At 64.9% G+C, this 18,364-nt stretch carries 16 protein-coding genes and 1 riboswitch; of the genes, 2 read left to right on the top strand and 14 right to left on the bottom strand.

All coding sequences use genetic code 11. From position 1 onward, the window contains the following. Window positions 1-34: 34 nt before the first annotated feature. The 13 genes from fabG to L4X63_RS23715 all read right to left on the bottom strand — a co-directional run bounded on the left by fabG (window position 35) and on the right by L4X63_RS23715 (window position 13,906). The gene (gene fabG / locus L4X63_RS16005) at window positions 35-775 is read right to left on the bottom strand and encodes a 3-oxoacyl-ACP reductase FabG (protein ID WP_250679652.1); all 741 of its coding nucleotides are present in this window, start codon (window positions 773-775) and stop codon (window positions 35-37) included. A 9-nt stretch (window positions 776-784) separates the two neighbouring features. Further along, window positions 785-2,161 carry a lipid biosynthesis B12-binding/radical SAM protein gene (locus tag L4X63_RS16000; protein ID WP_250679651.1) on the bottom strand — a complete coding sequence of 459 codons (1,377 nt, stop codon included), beginning with the start codon at window positions 2,159-2,161 and terminating at the stop codon, window positions 785-787. Continuing rightward, entirely contained in the window at window positions 2,161-2,601 is a 441-nt protein-coding gene (locus L4X63_RS15995) for an acyl-CoA thioesterase (protein WP_250679650.1), read from the bottom strand. The genes L4X63_RS16000 and L4X63_RS15995 overlap by 1 nt, the downstream gene beginning before the upstream one ends. Further along, on the bottom strand, window positions 2,591-3,433 hold the full coding sequence (locus L4X63_RS15990; protein ID WP_250679649.1) for an ACP S-malonyltransferase: 843 nt from the start codon (window positions 3,431-3,433) through the stop codon (window positions 2,591-2,593). Before L4X63_RS15990 ends, L4X63_RS15995 begins: the two co-directional genes overlap by 11 nt. Then, window positions 3,430-4,719 (bottom strand): B12-binding domain-containing radical SAM protein, encoded by a 1,290-nt coding sequence (locus L4X63_RS15985; protein WP_250679648.1) that lies wholly within the window; start codon window positions 4,717-4,719, stop codon window positions 3,430-3,432. Before L4X63_RS15985 ends, L4X63_RS15990 begins: the two co-directional genes overlap by 4 nt. Further along, window positions 4,716-4,973: a phosphopantetheine-binding protein gene (locus L4X63_RS15980; RefSeq protein WP_250679647.1), complete on the bottom strand. Its 258-nt coding sequence runs from the start codon at window positions 4,971-4,973 to the stop codon at window positions 4,716-4,718. The genes L4X63_RS15985 and L4X63_RS15980 overlap by 4 nt, the downstream gene beginning before the upstream one ends. Continuing rightward, window positions 4,897-5,907, bottom strand: coding sequence for a lysophospholipid acyltransferase family protein (locus tag L4X63_RS15975; RefSeq protein WP_250679646.1), 1,011 nt, complete (start codon window positions 5,905-5,907; stop codon window positions 4,897-4,899). The genes L4X63_RS15980 and L4X63_RS15975 overlap by 77 nt, the downstream gene beginning before the upstream one ends. A 131-nt stretch (window positions 5,908-6,038) precedes the next feature. Then, window positions 6,039-7,412, bottom strand: a complete 1,374-nt coding sequence (locus L4X63_RS15970; protein ID WP_250679645.1) for a radical SAM protein — start codon at window positions 7,410-7,412, stop codon at window positions 6,039-6,041. A gap of 238 nt (window positions 7,413-7,650) precedes the next feature. Further along, the gene (locus L4X63_RS15965) at window positions 7,651-8,313 is read right to left on the bottom strand and encodes a glycosyltransferase family 2 protein (RefSeq protein WP_250679644.1); all 663 of its coding nucleotides are present in this window, start codon (window positions 8,311-8,313) and stop codon (window positions 7,651-7,653) included. Then, entirely contained in the window at window positions 8,298-9,119 is an 822-nt protein-coding gene (locus tag L4X63_RS15960; protein WP_250679643.1) for a polysaccharide deacetylase family protein, read from the bottom strand. The genes L4X63_RS15965 and L4X63_RS15960 overlap by 16 nt, the downstream gene beginning before the upstream one ends. 106 nt (window positions 9,120-9,225) lie before the next feature. Next, window positions 9,226-9,966 carry a class I SAM-dependent methyltransferase gene (locus tag L4X63_RS15955; RefSeq protein WP_250679642.1) on the bottom strand — a complete coding sequence of 247 codons (741 nt, stop codon included), beginning with the start codon at window positions 9,964-9,966 and terminating at the stop codon, window positions 9,226-9,228. An 11-nt stretch (window positions 9,967-9,977) separates the two neighbouring features. Further along, window positions 9,978-11,243, bottom strand: a complete 1,266-nt coding sequence (locus L4X63_RS15950) for a spinster family MFS transporter (RefSeq protein ID WP_250679641.1) — start codon at window positions 11,241-11,243, stop codon at window positions 9,978-9,980. Between the two features lie 185 nt (window positions 11,244-11,428). Then, window positions 11,429-13,906 (bottom strand): AMP-binding protein, encoded by a 2,478-nt coding sequence (locus L4X63_RS23715; protein ID WP_284694670.1) that lies wholly within the window; start codon window positions 13,904-13,906, stop codon window positions 11,429-11,431. Between the two features lie 226 nt (window positions 13,907-14,132). Here L4X63_RS23715 and L4X63_RS15935 point away from each other — a divergent pair, with 226 nt between their 5' ends. Both L4X63_RS15935 and L4X63_RS15930 read left to right on the top strand, forming a co-directional pair. Beyond that, window positions 14,133-15,695, top strand: a complete 1,563-nt coding sequence (locus L4X63_RS15935; RefSeq protein ID WP_250679640.1) for a DUF3943 domain-containing protein — start codon at window positions 14,133-14,135, stop codon at window positions 15,693-15,695. Window positions 15,696-15,806: 111 nt separating this feature from the next. Then, on the top strand, window positions 15,807-16,814 hold the full coding sequence (locus L4X63_RS15930) for a sodium:calcium antiporter (protein WP_250679639.1): 1,008 nt from the start codon (window positions 15,807-15,809) through the stop codon (window positions 16,812-16,814). A 367-nt stretch (window positions 16,815-17,181) separates the two neighbouring features. Here the strand turns inward: L4X63_RS15930 and L4X63_RS15925 are convergent, their stop codons facing one another. Beyond that, a complete protein-coding gene (locus L4X63_RS15925) occupies window positions 17,182-17,709 on the bottom strand; it encodes a Ros/MucR family transcriptional regulator (protein ID WP_250679638.1) in 528 nt (175 codons plus the stop codon). A 502-nt stretch (window positions 17,710-18,211) separates the two neighbouring features. Then, window positions 18,212-18,315: riboswitch (SAM riboswitch) on the top strand. Window positions 18,316-18,364: the final 49 nt, after the last annotated feature.

The following is an 18,364-nucleotide window of genomic DNA, read 5'->3' as shown; positions in this document are numbered from 1 at the left end:
CAGATCCGACGAATCGGGCCGATCGGCCGGATAACTACACGATCCCCCCGTCCACCACCAGGCACTGGCCGGTGATGTAGGAGGCGCGGTCGGAGGCCAGGAAGGCGACCGCCTCGGCAACTTCTTCGGCACGCCCGACCCGCCCCAGCGAGGAGCTCTTGACGATGCGGTCGAGGTGGTCCTGTTTGATGGCCGCGATCATATCGGTCTCGATCAGCCCCGGCGCCACCGCGTTGACCCGGATCCCGAGCCCCCCCACCTCGCGGGCGAGCGACTTGGTGAAGCTCAGCGCAGCCCCTTTGCTGGCCGCGTAGTTGGTCTGCCCGGCGTTGCCGGAAATGGCAGCTACCGACGAGATATTGACGATCACCCCGCGGCGGGAGGCGACCATCTTCCTGAGCGCCCACTTGCAGCAGTGGAAGAGAGGGTAGAGGTTCCCCTTGAGCACCGTGTCCCAGTCGGCGTCCGACATCATCGGGAGATAGACGTCCTTGATGATGCCGGCGTTGTTGACCAGCACGTCGAGCGCGCCGTTGACCCGGCAGGCCTCGTCCACCAGGGCGCGGGCCCCCTCGGAGGTGGAGACGTCCCCCTTCACCACGGTGATGGAACCGGGAAGCCCGGCCGCCTCTTCGGCAAGCTGCTGCGCCGCCGCGTCGTTACTGAGGTAGGCGGCGGTCACCCGGGCCCCGAGCCTCGCGAAGTGCAGCGAGGTGGCCCAGCCGATGCCACGGGTTCCTCCCGTGACGATGACCGACTTTTCGTGAAATTCCATAGCCCCCCCTCACATCGGTTTGAGCCGGCTCCGGGAGAGCCGCCGGACCTGTTTCCAGAGCGGCCCCCGCACCGGGAACCGGCGGAGCGCCTCCAGCATGGCATCGCTCATGTTGAGCTCCATCCCCGGGGCGACCCAGTTCTTGCGGGAAAGCGCCCGGTCGGCCACCAGGGCGCAGAGGGTCGCGGCCACCGGGGGCGACAGGTAGAAGACCGGCTCCAGGAGCGAGGTTTCGGCGGTAATCACCCCGTCGGCAAGCGCCCGGTGGTAGAGCCCGGTCCCGGGAAAGATGCGGATGCCGGTCATGGCGATGTTGGCATCGGCGTCGAGCTCGTCGGCCACGGCGAAGGTCTCCTCCACGGTTGCCTCGCTCTCGCCCGGCCCCCCGAAGAGGAAGTAGTGGGCGAAGGCGATCCCGGCCCGGCGGGCCAGCCGGGATGCGGCCCGGAGATCTACCGCCTGGAACGACTTGCCGAGCGCCTCCAGAACGACATCGGAGCCGGACTCGCTGCCGAACTCGATGGCGTCGCATCCCGCCTCGGCCATGGCATCCACCAGGTGCGGGGTGAGGTAGCCGGGATTGATAAAGGCCGACCAGCCTACCTTGAGTTTCTCGCGGGCGAGGGCACGGCAGAGCTGCTCGGCGAACTCGGGGGGGAAATTGAAGACGTCGTCGACGAAGGAGAAGTAATCGACCCCCTCCTCCTTCACGAGGACGTTGACCTCGTCCACGATCTCGCTCACCCCCCGAAGCCTCACCTTCCTCCCTTCCAAAAACGGATAGTTGCAGTACAGGCAGGAAAACGGGCACCCCCGCTTGGTCTGCACGTTGGCCATCCCCCCCTCGGCCCGGTAGCGACCAAGCGGAAACAGCCGGCGGTCCGGGGCACCGAACGACTCGAGGTAGGCGACCGGCACGACGCTGCCGCCCCGGGCCATGACGCCGGGGATGGAGCCCGGCTGCTCTCCACGTTCGAGGCAGCCAAGGAGCCCGGGAAGGGCTTCCTCCCCCTCCCCCACCACGCCGTAATCGGCGTCCAGGCGGGCCATGAGCTCGACCGGCATGAGCGAGAAACCGGATCCTCCGAGTACCACCAGCGCCCTGCCGCGGCAGCGCTCCGCCAGCTCCTTGGCCTCGGCCACGTAGGAGCGGCTCCCCGGATAGGTGACGTTGTCGATGTTGCGGAGGGAGAGGGCCACCACCTGCGGGGCGAACTCGTCGAGGGCGGCGGCGAGCTCGCCACCGGGGTCGGCGGCAAAGCCCAGGTCGAGCACCCGGAGCCGGTGCCCGTGACGCTCGAGCGGCCCGGCCAGGAAGGAGAGCCCCAGGGGAAAGACCGGGTAGGGATTCCTCTCCCGGTTGGCGGAGACGAGGAGCACGTCCATCAGGCCTCCAGGTGGTGGTAGAACAGCGCGCCGAGCCGGTCGGCGATCACGGGAGGGAGCCGGTACTGCAGGGCCCCCTCCAGGTCGGTGAGGGCATGCACGGCCCGCCCGGTGGCGGCCACCTTGCCATCGGCGCCGACCATCCGGCAGCGGAACTCGATGGTGGCGGTCTCCCGGCGGACCGGCCAGCTCTGCACCAGGAGCTCCTCGCCGTAGCGGGCCGCCCTGAGGAAGCGTACCGAGAGCTCCACCACCGGGGCGAAGAAACCGGCCTCCGCCATCTGGGCGGGGTCGAGCCCGAACTCACGGGCGAGGGCATGGCGCCCCTCCTCCATCCAGGTCACGTAGTGGCCGTGCCAGGCGATCCGGTAGGCGTCCACCTCGTTGAAGCGGACCCGGACGGCGCACTCGTGGAATCTGATCCCCTTCTCACTCCCCACCTTGCACCTCGATCCAGCGGTTGTATTTCCTGAGCGATTCCCCGGAGCCGACCTCGTAGAAGGTGGTGACCCCTTCCCGGCGCAGGGCCCGGTAGGTCCTCTCCCAGTACACCGGCGCCATCAGCTCCCTCAGCATGAAAGGGGCGATCTCCTCCCGGGTCAGAAATCGCTGGTCGAGGTGGTTCATGAGCCTCGACCAGGGGTCGCGGTAGCGGTAGCCCGCGAAGATCTCGTTGAGCTCTCCGGCCACCGGCGCCATGAGCGGGGTGTGGAGGGGGGCGTCGCAGTCGAACATCCGGCTGGAAAAGGCGCCGATCGCCCCCGCTTCCTCGACGGCGGCGGCGATGTCCCCTTTTTTCCCGCAGAGGAGGAAGTGCCGGGAGGTGTTGTGGTTGGCAAGGTAGATCCGGTGGTTTCTGGCCAGGGCGAGGAGCGGATCCTCGGTCAGGCCGGTCACGCATCCCAGGGCGTACTCCCCCTCCCGCTGCAGGGGGGTCATGGCCATCCCCACCCGCCAGGTCACCTCGATGGCCTCCTCCTCCCGGAGCGCACCGCAGGCCACCAGCGCCGCGTAGATCCCCATGCTGTGCTGGGCGACCAGGCCGGGAGGCCCCTCGTAGCGGCGCAGACGCCTCAAGCGGTGGAGGCTGTCGGCCACCCCGCTCACCTGGAGCTTCACATTTTCGCTCCCCTCACCGGAAAGCCAGCGGAAGCCAGCGATGTCGAGCCCGGCGACCCGGGCCACCATGGCGGCGAGCTCGGCGGCGTCAGGGTCGCCGGCGGCCGGGACCGGCCGGGAGAGGGGCTGTCCGGGAAACATGAAACAGATCATCGGGCTCCCCCCTCCACCCTTCCCAGGGCGGCACGAAAGCCGAGGTTCATGGGGGCGAAGACCTGCAGCGAGCGGTGCCACCGGAAGATCCGGCGGAACATGGAGGGAAACGAGTAGAAGGAGCGGTTCAGCCGGTCGTGCCCTTCCTGGAGCTCCCGCCCGCTCATCCCCACCGGCCGGTAGGTGACGTGCCCCATGTCGTAGTCGCGCCACTCGTTGGAGACGATCCGCCCATCGGCCTCCAGCCGCTGCCGCACCCGGGTCCCCGGGTAGGGGGTGAGGATGGGGAAGATGGCGGCCTCAAGGCGAGCGCTCTCGCAGAAACCGCTGATCTGCTCGAAGACGGCCGGGGTGTCGCCGTCGCACCCCAAAACGAAGGAGCCGAGGATCCCGATGCCGTGGTCCCGGAAGGCGCGGGCCTGCTCCAGGTAACGCGCCGCCTGGTTGGTCCTCTTGCCGATGGCGGCCAGGGTCTTCTGGGATAGCGACTCGAACCCGACGAACATCCCGACGCAGCCTGCCTCCCCGGCACTTTGCAGGAGCTCGGCATCGGCGCCCAAGTCGATGGGGGCGTGGGAGAGCCATTTGAACCCCATCCCCCGCATCCCCCGGAAAAGCTCCAGCGCATAGGAACGGTTCCCGACCAGGTTGTCGTCCACGAAGAAGACGAAGGAGCCGTCTTTGCGCATCTCCGCGAGCTCGCCGAGCACCTCGGGAATCGGGCGCTCGCGGTAGCGGCGGCCGAAGAAGGTGGTGACCGAGCAGAACTCGCAGTCGTGGGGGCACCCCCGGGTGGTCTGGATGGTGTTGGTGAGGAGGTAGCGGTCGCCGGTGAAGATCTCCCGGCGGGCCCGCGGCAGTCCCGAGAGGCCGGCACGGGAGGCGCCCCGGTAGCTTCGCTTAAGCTTCCCTTCCTCCAGGTCGGCCACCAGCAGCGGCCAGACCGGCTCCCCCTCCCCCACCACCACCGCGTCCACGTGCTCGAGCGCCTCCTCGGGGAGGTTACTCGCGTGAAAGCCCCCCATCACGACCGGGATGCCGCGGCTGCGGAAGGCGGCGGCGATCTCGTAGGCCCTCGGCGCCTGCGGCGTCATGGCGGTGATCCCCACCAGGTCCGCATCGGCGGAGAAGTCGAGCGGCGCCAGGTTCTCGTCCCCGAGGAAGATGTCCCACCCTTCCGGGGTCGCCGCCGCGATGGCGGCAAGCGACAGGGAGGGGAACTTGAAGCCGAGCTCGCCCCAAAGCCGCCCCTTCGGCCATCCCGGGGAGATCAGCAGAAGCTTCATGCCGCGTGTTGGGCGATGTAGTCGGCCATGGTCCGCACCGACTGGAAGACCTTGGTCCCCACCGCCGCGTCGGGAACCACCACCCCGAAGGCATTCTCCATCCCCACCACCAGCTGGAGGGCGTCGATGGAGTCGAGCCCGAGCCCCTCGCCGAAGAGGGGGGCATCGGTCTCGATGTCATGGGTAGAGAGCCCCTCGATGCGAAGGCTGTCGATGATCAGCTGTTTCACCTGGAAGATTAGTTCGTCGCTCATCTGATGCTCCTTTCTCGTCCTCTAATGCTCGTCCCCAATAGTCGAAGAAGTTGTACCACTGGTCGGGGTAGGTCCGGATGTAGCGTTCGAAGAGCCGGAGGATCTGGCCGGTCCGCTCCCGGATCTCCCGGTCCCGGTCCCGCCGGCCGGCCCGGAAAAAGACGGGGGACTCCATGACGGCCGCGTAGCGCCCCCCTTCGAGCGGCACGAAGACCGGGATCACCGGGGCGCCGGTGGCGAGGGCCAGGTAGGCGGCCCCGAGCGGAATCTGGGTCGGGCGCCCGAAGAATTCGAAGACACCGGTGTGGGAGGAGCCGTCCCGGTCCCCGAGGATGGCCACCACCTCGTTGCGGTTCAAGGCGCTCACCGCCTCGACGATGGCCAAGGCCGAGGTGGAGTCGCGGTCGACATAGATGAAGTTGACTCCCCGCTCCCGGCGGACCACCTCGCGCTGGGCGTTGACCCGCTCGTCGGGCTCGCGGAAGGTGAGGATGTTCATCGGGTAACCTTTGGCGGCGAGGCCCAGCCCGCCCAGCTCCCAGTTCCCGAGGTGGATGGAGAGCAGGATGGCCCCCCGCCCGGCGGCCAGGGCGTCATCGAGCGGCTTTTCCGTGGTCCAGCGCCCGATCAGCCCGAGCAGCCGGTCGCCGGAAAGCCGCATCATGAGGAGCTGATCGCACCAGTTGCGGCTGAACTTGTAGAAACAGGAGAAGACCAGCCGCTCCACCTGGTACCGTCCGGTCACCACGCGGAGGTTCGTCCTCATGTCCCGCCGCTGCCGGTGGAGGGCGAGGTAAAAAAGGGCGCTCCAGCAAAAGGCGCAGAGGGGATAGAGCGTACGGGGGACCAGCATGGTCAGGACCCGTATGAAAAAGAGGTTCAGGCTACTGTAGAGCGCCACGTCCCGGTCCCCCCCTCTCGCTATCGTCCCCAACGGCTCCCCTCACAAGCTTCCCCCTCCCCTCGCGGGAGGGGGGCAGGGGGTGGGGGAAGCTCCCACAAAGTGCCAAAGCCGGCCCTCCCCATCGAGGGAGGAGGGAGAACTTCCGCATCTCTCACGGGGAACTACCCGTTGACGTTCCCCGACCTAAGCTCCGGCCCGGCGAACTCCCTTTCCCAGGCGGGGTCGGCGATCTCGCCGTAGCGGTCGGCGTAGTCGTCCATGGCCCCGGCCAGGCCGGTGAAGATCTCCGCCGCCCCCTCGTGGGTCGGATAGGCCCCTTCGCTGGCGAAGATCTCCCTTCCCACCTCGGGGTGGTCGATCAGCATGCAGGGGCGGAGCAGGTTCTCGTGCTCCCCCTGCCGCCTCCGGATGCTCTCGAAGAGCGGGGAGCGGAGCGCATCCTTGAGCGAGGCAGTCCTGATGTTGTCGGCGGCGAAGTGGCAGAAGACGCACGGCTCGATGTCGCCGTTGGCGTTCACGTGGAAGTACTTGCGCCCCCCCGCGATGCAGCCGCTGATGATCGGGCCGTCGTTCCAGAAATCGATGAAGAGCATCGGCTTCGCCGCCCGGTACTCGATGGTGGTCCGCCGCATGAAGTCCCGCTGCTCCGGGGTCGGCATGAGGGCGATTTCGGGATTGCGCCCTACCGGGACGTAGGAGAAGAGCCACATTGCGAAGCACCCCTTGCCAATCAGCATGTCGATGAAGCGCTCGTCGGCGATGATGCCGGTATTGCGGCTCGTCTGGGTGAAGGAGTTGCAGAAGGAGAGCCCCGCTTCCCGCAGAAGGTCCATGGCCCTCATCACCTTGTCGAAGTGCCCCGCCCCCCTGCGCTCGTCGGTCTCCTCGCGGTACCCCTCCAGGGAGAAGGAAGGCATCACGTTTCCCACCGCGGTAAGCTCGGCCACCATCCGCTCGTCGATCAGCCCGCCGTGGGTGAAGACCAGGAAGGCCATGTCGGAGTGCTTGCGGAAGATCTCGAAGATATCCTTCTTGAAGAACGGCTCCCCTCCGGACACCACGGCGAAGTAGACCCCCATCTCCTTCATCTGCACCAATACCGAGTCGATCTCCTCCAGCGAAAGTTCGAGGTTCTTCTGGTAGTCGCCCGCGTAGCAGCCGTAACAGTCGAGGTTGCACTTCATGGTCGGGCTGATCACCACGGTAGAGGGGGGATAGTATCCCTCACGCTCCTCCCAGAGCTTGCGCTTGTTGGTGCCGGAGAGAAGATGGTTGACCAGCAGGTTGGTGACCCACTTATCCCGCTGGTTGGGATGGAGCTCGCGGATGATGCGGCGGGGAAATTCGATGCTCGGGTGGTTGTCGCGGATGAGCCCCCTGATCCAGCGGATGCGCTCCTTGTAGTACTGCTTCTTGGGGATGAGCTCCATCAGGTGGGTCATGCGGGCGAGGTTCTCGTTGGACGCGTTGGTGGCCAGAGACAGCAGCATGGAAACAACCTTCTCTTGGGAGTACTTTTTAAGGCCCTCAAGCATGGAACGGTTCTCCTACTGTCAGTGGCATCGATAGGTCAGTTCCGACCAACGAGTGTCAGGCAGAAAAGGCGCCCAGTGAGGACGCCAGTCTCTTTGCATTAATATTATCTAACCATCAAAGCTCTGCAAGTAGTATTTTGAGTTTTTTTTAACTTAGCAAATGACAGCCGGCGGGAAGATAACACTCTCAGCCACCCTACTTGAACTTTCTTATGCCTAAGTGGCGGCTTCCCTAAGCCTACATGTAGCGGAGAAATGTCATGCAGATCTTCCAGGTGTCACGGATGGGACGGTAATGACTGGTAGGGCGCCCGTCCGCCACCCGGGGGGGGACCGGGAGGGTGCCGACCTTGAGCCCGCCGCGCCAAGCTTTGAGGAGCACCTCCATCTCCAGGTCGTACCCCTGCCCCTCCAGCTTGAGCTGGCGCAAGAGCGCCGCCGAGTAGTAGCGGAAGCCGGACTGGCAGTCGTCGATGGCGAAGCCGGTCCGCCTCTGGACGCACCAGACGCCGAACCGGTTCCAGCTGCTGCGGATCCCCGCCATCTGGCCGAACTGGGAGTTCCGGGAACCGATCAGGATATGGAAGCCGCCGTCACGGCCGGCCGTGGCAAGGCGAGGTGCGGCGGCCACGTCGTGCTGGCCGTCGGCATCGGCGGTGATCACCCCGTCGAAGCGGTTGGCGAGCGCCCAGCGGAAACCGGTCTTGAGCGCCGCCCCCTTGCCGCGGTTTTCTCCCAGCGAGATGAGCGAAAGAGGAAGCCCGGAGAGCTTTTCGGCGGTGCCGTCCCGGGAGCCGTCGTCGACCACCAGCACCGGCAACCCGGTCTTAAGCGCCTCGCGGGCAACCTCGAGGATGGTCCCGGCGGCGTCGAAGGCCGGTATGACTATGCAGGTTGCCATGTGGTTGCCAGTTCCCTCAAGGTGGTGAACGGAAAGGCGGCCAGCAGTTCGCGCAGCGTGCCAGCTGCCGAGGAGCGGGGCCCGTAACTTACGAAGGAGCGCCAGGGGGACAGGCTGAGCCGGGGGCCGTCCGGGTCGAGCTCGCGCGGATGGAGAAAAAGGACGGCGGGATGCCCGTCCGCGTTCAGCCCGGCCACCGTACGGCGCACCAGCGAGCGGGGGAAGAACCGTAACCCCCAGCCCCCTCCGGTGGGAAGGTTGCACAAGGGCGCCGGGGTGACCAGGGGGGGAAACTCGAGAATGGCCCCCTTCGCCGTCTCCACCAGGTGCGGCAGGCGCTCTCCCCGACGTTTCCCGATAAAGGGGAGCGGGGAGCAGCTGGAATCGTAGAGGTATCCTTCCTCGCAGAGGATCTCGAAGGCCCAGGGGGCGGCGGCCACCGACCACTGCGGAGCGCGGAAGCCGGCCGGGGGGCGCCCCGACTGCGCCTCGATGACCGCCGCGGTCCGTTTGAGCTCCCGGCGGAACCGCTCGGGCCCCAGCCGGGGGAGCAGGCCGTGCGAATAGCCGTGGGAGGCGATCTCGTGCCCGGCGGCGGCGATCTCGGGGACCAGGGTGGGATCTTCCTCCGCCACCGATCCGAGGACGAAGAAGGTCGCCGAAACGGAGAACTCGGCGAGGAGCGCCAGGATCAGCTCCGTGTTCCTGCGGACCCTCCGCTCCCCCGCGAAGCAAGCCGGGACCGGGCGCGAGCAGCAGCCGTGGTACCAGTCCTCGAGGTCGATGGAAAGCGCGTTACCCGGCATAGATTACCTTTTTTTAATTAGGTAACGTTATATACAGTATTTAACCTAGCCTGTCAAATCAATGGGGTCGATTTTTCTATTGGCCCGGGGAAGCGAGGAAAGGGGATCAGTTGGCCCGCAGGAAGAGGACGATTTCGGAGAGGCGGCAGGTGTCGACCAGGCCGGGGGAGAAGGCGAGCCTCTTCTGGAAGAGGAGCGCCAAGGGGAGGAGAAGCCAGTTGTAGACGAAGAGGGACTGTCCGGGATGGGTCGTGAGCATGCGCATCCCGAAGCGGAGGAGTTTGGGATGCGCGGCCTCCATGCCGAAGGGGGCGCTCGACTGCAGGGTCAGCCCGTGCTCCCCGAAAAGGGCCAGCAGATTGCCCGGGTGGTAGCGCCGGACGTGGCCGACCAGCCGGTCGAAGTCGCTAAAGAGGCAGCCGTGGAGGGGGACCGAGACCAGGAGAACGCCGCCGAAGCTGAGCACCCGGCGAAGCTCCTTCAGGGCCTCCCGGTCGTCCTCCAGGTGCTCGAGGAGATCGAAGGCGCAGACCAGGTCGAAGAACCCGTCGGGAAAGGGGAGCCTGGTGGCATCCCCCGGGGTGGCCACCCCTCCCCCCTTTCTGAGCCGGTCGACCACCGTCTGGCTCAGGTCGAGGAAGTGGGTCCCCTTCAAGGGGAGCCGGGGGCGCAGGCCGGGGCCTACCTCCAGCCGGATGGGACAGCCGGGGACCAGCGAGGAGATGAGCGGCCAGGTGTTGAAGCTCTCCGGCCGGGACAGACGGCATCCCGACCAGAGCGCCTCGTAGAAACGCCGGTTCTCCTCGATCGCGCTCGCGCGCTTTTCGCAGTTTAAAGCCCGTGGCATCGCTGCCCCTTTCAGGAGGGTTCCACCTCCGCCCGCTTCATGTCCTCTTCGATGTACCGGCCGCAGACAAAGCAGAAGATCCCGGCCAAGGCCATCACCAGCGGGGTAGAGAGGAGCGCGTTACGCAGCCCCCAGTGGTCGGAAAGCCACCCCAGGATGGAGGGGGAGATGGCGTCCCCCAGAGCATGGATGAAGAAGATGTTGACCGCGAAGGCCATGGCCCGGATGGCGGGATGGGTGACGTTGATGATCACCGTGTTGAGCGGGCCGGTGTTGAGAAAGAGGAAGAATTCGGCGACGAAGATGGCGGCGATGCAGACCTTGAGGTCCTGGGCCAGGAGTGCCCAGGCGGCGAAGGGGGTCCCGGCCAGGAATCCCCACCCCGAGACCAGGAGGTACCCCTTGGGGGTGCGCTTTTGCCAGCGGTCTCCCAGCCACCCTCCGATCAGGGTTCCGAGGATCCCGGCCAGCACGGTGGCGGCCCCAAAGAGGGTGTTTCCCTTCTCCACGCTGACCGCGTGGGTGCGGTAGAGGAAGGAGGGTATCCACTGGGCGAGCCCGCCGATGGCGAAGGTCATGGTGGCCATGGCGATGGTGTTGAAGACGAAGGAGCGGTTCTTGATGAAGGTGCGGTACCCTTCCGCCGGGGAAAGCGCCTTCCCAGGCCCGGCGCTCTCCAGGTGGGGGGCGTCCTCACCGCCGCGCGGCGGGGTGCGCAGGAGGGCGATCGGGATGGCGAGGGCGAGGCCGGGAAGGCCCACCATCAGGAAGGCGGCGTGCCACCCAAGACGCTCCCCGAGGATCCCCCCCAGGAGGTAGCCGAGCGCGCTCCCGACGGGAATGGCCAGGTAGAACCAGGACAGCACCCTCCCCCGCCGCTCCCGGTCGAAAAAGTCGGCGATGAGCCCGGGCGACACGGTGCCGAAGCTCGCCTCCCCCACGCCCACGGTGGCGCGGGCGGCCAAAAGCGTGCGGTAGCCGGGGGCGAAACCGGCCAGGGCGGTGGCGACGCTCCAGACGACCAGCCCGCCGGCGGCGAGCTTGACCCGGCTCCAGCGATCCCCCAGCCAGCCAAAGAGCGGGGCGATCAGCATGTAGCTGAACATGAAGGCGCTCCCGAGAAAGCCGAGGGCGGTATCGGAGATGGCGAGATCGATTTTGATCAGCGGGAAGACGGCGAACAGAACCTGCCGGTCGATGTAGTTCAGCAGGTTGACCGCCAAAAGAAGCCCCAGCGCATAGCGCCGGTAAGAAAGCGAGAGGCTCGCATCAGCCATGAAAAAGGACCCTCCAGGAATTGCATTGAATTACTCCCCCCGTTCTGGTCCCCCCCTTTGAAAAAGGGGGGACAGGGGGGATTTGTGACAGTGGCAGCAGGAGAAATCCCCCTAAGTCCCCCTTTGTCAAAGGGGGACTTTGAACCTGCCCCCGAAATTACCGGCAACCTTTCAAAGAGGCGAACTTACAGCTCTTTCACCGCCCGCTGCGCCTTCTCCACGATCTCCCGCGGCTCCTCCAGGGTGAAGCGCATCGGCTCCCCGAAGGTGACGGTCACCTTCCCCCGCTTCGGAAAGCCCGCCTCGGGCGGGAGCACCCGCTCGGTCCCGGCGATCTTGATCGGCACCACCGGGATCCCGAGTTCCTTCACGATCACCCCGAGGCCGAGCTGGAAGTCGTGCATCTTCCCATCCCGGGAATGGGCCCCTTCCGGGAAGATGAGGGTGCTCACCCCGTGGTCGGCCAGCTTGCCCATGAAGCTCAGGGCCCTGCTGAAGCCGCCGATGGTCGGCAGCGGGAAGAGGTTCAGGAAGATGGTCCCGTACTGGTAGCAGAACATCCGCCAGAGCTTGTCGAGGCCGTGGTACTGGCCGAAGAAGAACTCCTCCCAGGCGGCCGAGGCGGTGCGGTAGCGGATCCCGGCAGGGAGGGAGAACATGACCGACGGCTGGTCGAAATAGCTCAAGTGGTTGGCGATGAACACAACCGGCCCGTCGATCTTCTCGAGCTTCTCCGCCCCGACCGTCTCCAGGTCGGCGAACATGCTGTAGAGGGGATAGACGAAAAAGGCATCCCCCAGCATCCGGAGCGCCCGCACCGGCCAGCTGTTGGTCCAGAAACGGAGCCGCTTCGAGGAGCGGACTTTTTCCCTTTTGGCGATGACCTCCCGCACGTCGCGCACGCGGGTCTGAGGGCCGATCTGGGAGTCCTCGATGTCCATCCGGAACTCCTGTTCCAGGAAGTTCACCAGCTCGAGCCTCCCGATGGAGGTGAGCCCCAGGTCCCCCACCAGCAGGGAGTCCTCGGCGATTTCATCGGTGCCGGTCCCGGTCACCCGGGCCAAGAGGTTCACCAGCTGGTCCCGCGAGGCGCCCTGCCCCTCTTTGCCCCCCTTGACGATCTCTTCCTTGACCTGGAACTTCCTGATCTTCAGGGTGGTGGTCTTCGGGAACTCCGGCTCCTTCCAGATCGTGAAGCCGGTGATCTGGTGCAGGGAATCGAGCGACTGGTTGGCGCGGGCCACGATCTCGTCGGGACGGGCGTCGGGAGAGCCAAGGAGCAGCACCGCATGTACCTCTTCCCCCCCTCCCCTGTCAAGCCCGATCACGCACGACTCCTTCACGCCGGGGATCTTGTTGAGTACCCCCTCCAGCTCGTCGGGGTAGACGTTGACGCCGGCGCCGGTGACGATCAGCTCCTTTTCCCTCCCCTTGATATGGACCCAGCCGGTCTGGTCGATCTCGGCGATGTCGCCGGTCCGGAACCATCCGTCGCCGGTGAAGGCGTCCCGTGAGGCGTTTTCGTTCTGGTAGTAGCCGGGGAAGACGTTGGCGCCGCGGGCGAGAAGCTCCTTCCCCTCCTGGGCGATCTTCAGCTGGACGCCGGGGAGCGCTGGCCCCACCGCCCCCGCCACCTGCCGGCCGATGGTGTTGGCGCAGAGAACCGGCGAGCATTCGGTGAGTCCGTACCCTTCGATGACGATGAACCCCATGTCGCTCCAGAAACCGAAGACCTCGGGGTCGAGCGCCGCCCCTCCCGATACGAAGAGGGTGAAGTCGCGGCCGAACTTGTGCTGAACCGGGAAAAAGAGGAGTTTTCTTAACCGCTGGGGGAGCCGGCGCCCCACTTCCGCCAGCGACCGGAAGGCTCCGTCCAGGTGCTTCTCGGCCAGTTCCCGCTCGATGGAGCTCTTCAGAAGCTGCATCAGCCGGGGGACCGCCATGATGACGAAGACGTCCTCATCCCCGAGGGCTTCCATGATCGCCGAGGGCTTCAGCGTCCTGAGGTAGATGACGGAGGCGCCCTGGTAGAGGGGAGTGAAGAAGCCTCCCATCTGCTCGAACATGTGGGAAAGGGGCAAAAGCGAGAGGAAGGTGAAGTCGCGGTCGATGATCGGGATATGGCGGTTGATCTGCTCGAGGTTGGCCACCAGGTTGCGGTGGGTGAGCATCACCCCCTTGGGGTTGCCGGTGGTACCCGAGGTATAGATCAGTTGCGCCAGGTCGTCCGGGGCCGGATGATGGACGGCGGTAGCCGGGGGGATTTCCGCCAGGAGAAACGGGAGCTCTTCCAGAAGAAGGGTCTCCCCGGCGGGGATCCGTTCCGGCTTGAACCGGCTCTGGACGAGGAGCTTCGCCTCGGTCAGCTTGGCGATGTTCTCGGCCCGGGCGCGGTCGGACATGAAGTCGACCGGCACCGCCACCGCCCCCCGCACGATGATCCCCCAGTACGCCACCCCCCACCACGGGGAGTTGGGCCCCCACAGGAGGACCCGGTCCCCCTCCGCCACCCCGCGCCGGGCGAGCAGGGCCGCCATCCGCAAGGAGAGATCGGCCAGTTCGCGGTAGCTCATCTCCAGCCGTCGCACTCCGGTCCGGTTGACCAGAGCGCGCTGCTCTCCCCTTGGCTCAAAAGTTTCGAAGAGATCAACCAGGGTCTGCATGAAGGCTCCTTGCAATGTCATGACCGCCGGCAATATCGGGCATAGATACGGTGACAGAGAGGACTGCTACTCAAGTGTACAGGAATTACTCCGTGATTTCGACCTGCTGAGTGAAAGCTGAAAGTTTTATGATAAAGTTCACATTATCTTTGTCTGCCGCCAGGCCCGCCAACACTTCGGTCCTTGCTCAGTATCCATAAATTCACCGCTTTCTTCGGAGTGTTCCATGAGAACTGCTTCCGGTTCATGCCGATACCGCCGCTTCATGCTCGGCATGCTGATCGCGCTGCTTCTTCCGCTCACCGTCACCGGGACCGCGGCGGCCACCGATGGGGTCCCGCCCGCGCTGGCCTACTCCCCCTCCCGTCCGCTCCCGGACGGGCTGAGGCGAACCGATACCGGTACTCCGGCGGCGGCCACGGGGGCCGAAGCGGCTCCCCGGCAATTACGCGATCCGGGCGATGTCGTGCACTCCTGGGAGACCGGAGAGGGAAAGAGCTATCTGATCCCCGCGGTGGAGATTCCCGCCTTTCTCTTTTTGCTGAACATGTACGACCGGGTGGTCTACGACGACGATCACTCCGACACCGGCGAGCGCACCTACTATTCCAACTTCGACACCATCTGGCGGCACCTGAGCCGCCAGGAATGGGGGTACGACCAGGATCCCTTCAACGTGAACCAGTTCGCCCACCCGTACCAGGGGGCCACCATGTACGGCCTCGCCCGCTCCTGCGGACTCGGCTTCTGGGAGTCCTGGGCCTACTCCAACGCGGGGAGCTTCCTCTGGAAGATGGCGGGAGAGACCGGCCGCCCCTCCATCAACGACATGGCCACCACCGGCAACTCGGGAAGCCTCCTCGGCGAAGCGCTTTTCCGCATGTCGCAACTGATCCTCAAGGAACAGGGCTCCACCCCGGACCTCGGCCACGAGCTGGGGGCGGCCATCGTATCCCCCACCACCTCCTTCAACCGCTTTGCCTTCGGCGACCGCTTCAAACCGCTCTTCCCCAGCCACGACCCGGCCACCTTCTGGCGCTTCCGGCTGGGGGCGATGATCGACTCCCAGCAGGACGCCACCATCGATTTCGCCATGTCCTACGGCCTCCCCGGCAAGCCAGGTTACACCTATACCCGCCCCCTCGATTACTTCGACTTCCAAATCAGCGGCCAGGCAAGGGAGTCCAACCCGGTGGGAAACGTCCTTTTGCGCGGGCTCCTCTACGGAAAGAGCTACGAGCCGAGCGAAGGCACCCGCGGCATCTGGGGTCTGTACGGAAGCTACGACTACATCTCCCCCACCATCTTCCGGGTCTCCAACACCGCCCTGTCCCTGGGCACCACCTGGCAGAACTGGCTGGCCCCCGAGGTGGCTTTGCAGGGATCGGCGCTGGCCGGGGCCGGTTACGGCGCCGCCGGCGTCACGCCGCGGGCCGACGGGCAGCGCGACTACCACTACGGCATCACTCCGCAGGGAACGCTCTCCCTGCGGCTCATCATGGCCAACCGGGTGGCGCTGGAAAGTGTGGCCCGCGGCTACTTCGTGAGCGGCACCGGCTCCGACAACGCGGAAGGGTCCGAGGCGATCGTCCGCTCCAACACCAACCTCATCTTCCGCATCTTCCGCCGCCATGGGCTGGGGTTCCAGTACATCGAGGCACTCAGGGTCGCCAAGTACGGCAACCTCCCGACCCGCCGCCAGAGTAACGGGACGGTCGGCATCTTCTACACCTTCCTGGGGGATGCCCACCTCGGCGCGGTCGAGTGGGACGGCTACGGAGCCCGCTGAGCCCCTTTTCCTTGCGGCCAAAAGGCTAATGAGCTACAATCGCCCCCTTGGTCCGGAGGAGTATCCCTCCCGCCGGCCGCACTCCTCTCCCCTGTCAAGAAAGCGATCCCCATGAACTACCTCATGCTGCTGGTGGCCCTGATCATCATCCTGGTCGGCGCCACCGTCTTCACCAACGGCCTCGAATGGTTCGGCAAGAAGATGAACCTCTCCGACGGCGCGGTCGGAAGCATCTTCGCCGCGATCGGAACCGCCCTTCCGGAAACCCTCATCCCGATCATCGCCATCACCTTCGGCTCCAAAGAAGCGGGACACTCCATCGGGGTGGGCGCCATCATCGGTGCCCCCTTCATGCTCGGCACCCTGGCCCTCTTCATAAGCGGCGTGGCGGTCATCTTCAACCGCTCCCGGCGCAGCGACTACCCGGTCATGCGGGTGGACACCGTGGTAATGCGGCGCGACATCGAGTACTTCCTTGCCCTGTATTTCGTGGCCGTGATCTGCACCTTCCTCCACCATCCGGTCCTCAAGGTCTTCATCGCCATGACCCTCTTCGTCTGTTACGGCGCCTACGCCCTGAAGACCATCAAGGGGAACAACGAAGGACCGGTCGAGGAGGCCGACCTGGATCCCTGCTACTTCGCCCCCAAGGCCCACGATCCCCATTTCGCCATCATCCTGTTCCAGGTGATGAGCTCGCTCTTTTTGATCGTCTGGGGCTCCTACATCTTCGTCGAGAAGGTCCAGGTGATCTCGTCCGAGGTCGGCATCTCCTCCTTCATCCTCGCCATGATCATCGCCCCTATCGCCACCGAGCTCCCGGAGAAGTTCAACAGCGTCATCTGGATCAGGAAGGGAAAGGACACCCTCGCCATCGGCAACATCACCGGCGCCATGGTCTTTCAGAGCTCGGTGATCACCGCGATCGGGATCATGATGACCAGCTGGGAGCTCTCGCGGCCGGCTCTCATCACCGTGTTCCTCACCTTCGCCTCGGTCGGGCTCGCCTACGCACAGATCAGGCTTAAAAAGCAGCTCACCCCGTTCACCCTCTTGGCCGGGGGGATCTTCTACGCCGCCTTCGTGACCCTGGTGCTCACCGGCCACCTCGACAAATAGCCAGGATGGCCCGCCCGCTCGTGACGGGAAGTTAGTTCGGTCAGGCCACCGCGTCCCCTCCTCCCAGTTTCAAAGGAGCGACAGGTCCCCCCCTTGTCAAAGGGGGGACAGGGGGGATTTGCCTCACCGACCAATTGCCCATCCAGGTATATTTTTTCACCCGCCCCCCCAATCCCCCCCTTGGTCAAAGACCGAGAAATCAGGCCTCAGGTCCCCCCCTTTGCGAAGGGGGGACAGGGGGGATTTGAATCACGGATCGAGTGGCAATCTAGGTGTGTTTTCCACACCTTCCCCCCCGTCCAGAACGCAAAAAGCCGCCCCCCCTGTAAGGGAAGCGGCTTTTTTGTTTTTTGCGCCAGGCGCCCGTCTAGAGCGCGGCCTTGGCTGCCCTGGCGGCCGCGGCCGTAGCGGTGCGCGGTGCCTTGGCTGCCTTCACCGGCTTGGTGGCGGCCGCCTTGCGGGCCTTGATGTTGGCCATCCGGACCTCCCGCGCCTTGGCGAGGTTGTCGGCAAGCCCCCGCTCCTGCGCCATTTTGCGGCGGGAATCGGAGTAGTTCTTGGCCGACAGCGCCTGCTTGCTGGGGATCCCGAACATCTTCTTGTACTCGCCCGGTTTGAGACCGTGCGAGCTGCTCAGATGGCGGGCCAGCGTCTTGAATCCCCCCTTGCCGCATACCATGCAGGCGATCTCTCCTTTGCGGAAAGCTTCCTTCACGGTCAGCGAAGTACTACTCTTGGCCGGCTCCTCTAATACTTCAGCAGACTCCCCTGCTTCCAAATTCTTCAGAGCATTGTGTACCTTGTTGATCTCGAAGATCAGTTGGTCAGAGGTCATCGGTGTACTAGAGGCATGCGACGCCACAATCTGTGCTGCGATTTCCACGAGAGTAGCCATGTAGTATCCTCCATACATAATAATTCGACAATGAGATATTATTGACGCAGTTCATGATCGTTGTCAAATTATTTTTTTATTTTTGCCTAATAAACCCTGATTAATTGCCAGCAACGTTTTTCCTCCTTCGCTATCGGCCTTCGCTCCCTAGTTACAGCAGCCGCGTTGAAAGGTATCGGGGAGGTCCCTTGTCCGTTTTATGTAAATCAGTGAGGATAAAGCGGCGGCCGTTGTCTTGGCAGCCAATTCCTGTAAAGCAAGGCACGGTCCGCAGAATGTGCCCGCGGATAACATTCACTCATGGGGGGCGGTTCCTGCTTCGGCACCCCACCCCACCCCCCACCCCCCACCCCCCACCCCCCGGCCATCCTGCCGAGTAACCCGCATCATCATTGTTGACAGGATCGATAGTTTTCAGTATTAATAACACAACAAATTGTTGACAGGATCTGTCTGATTAAGTATTAGTAGCACAACATAACGGAGCATCGCTCCGGCACTGCACTTATCGAGAGCGACCGAGGGACTGGCCCTACGACGTCGCGGCAACCTCCCCACCTGGGGAAGGTGCCAATTCCAGCGGAACTAAGTTCCGGAAGATAAGGAAGCGCGGACCACCTCTACGAGTCCCCTTCCGACACCCCGGAAGGGGACT

Source organism: Geomonas sp. Red32, assembly GCF_023652955.1.
Lineage (GTDB): Bacteria > Desulfobacterota > Desulfuromonadia > Geobacterales > Geobacteraceae > Geomonas.
The sequence above is the reverse complement of the archived record's forward strand: the minus strand, read 5'-3'. Positions and strand labels throughout refer to the sequence as shown.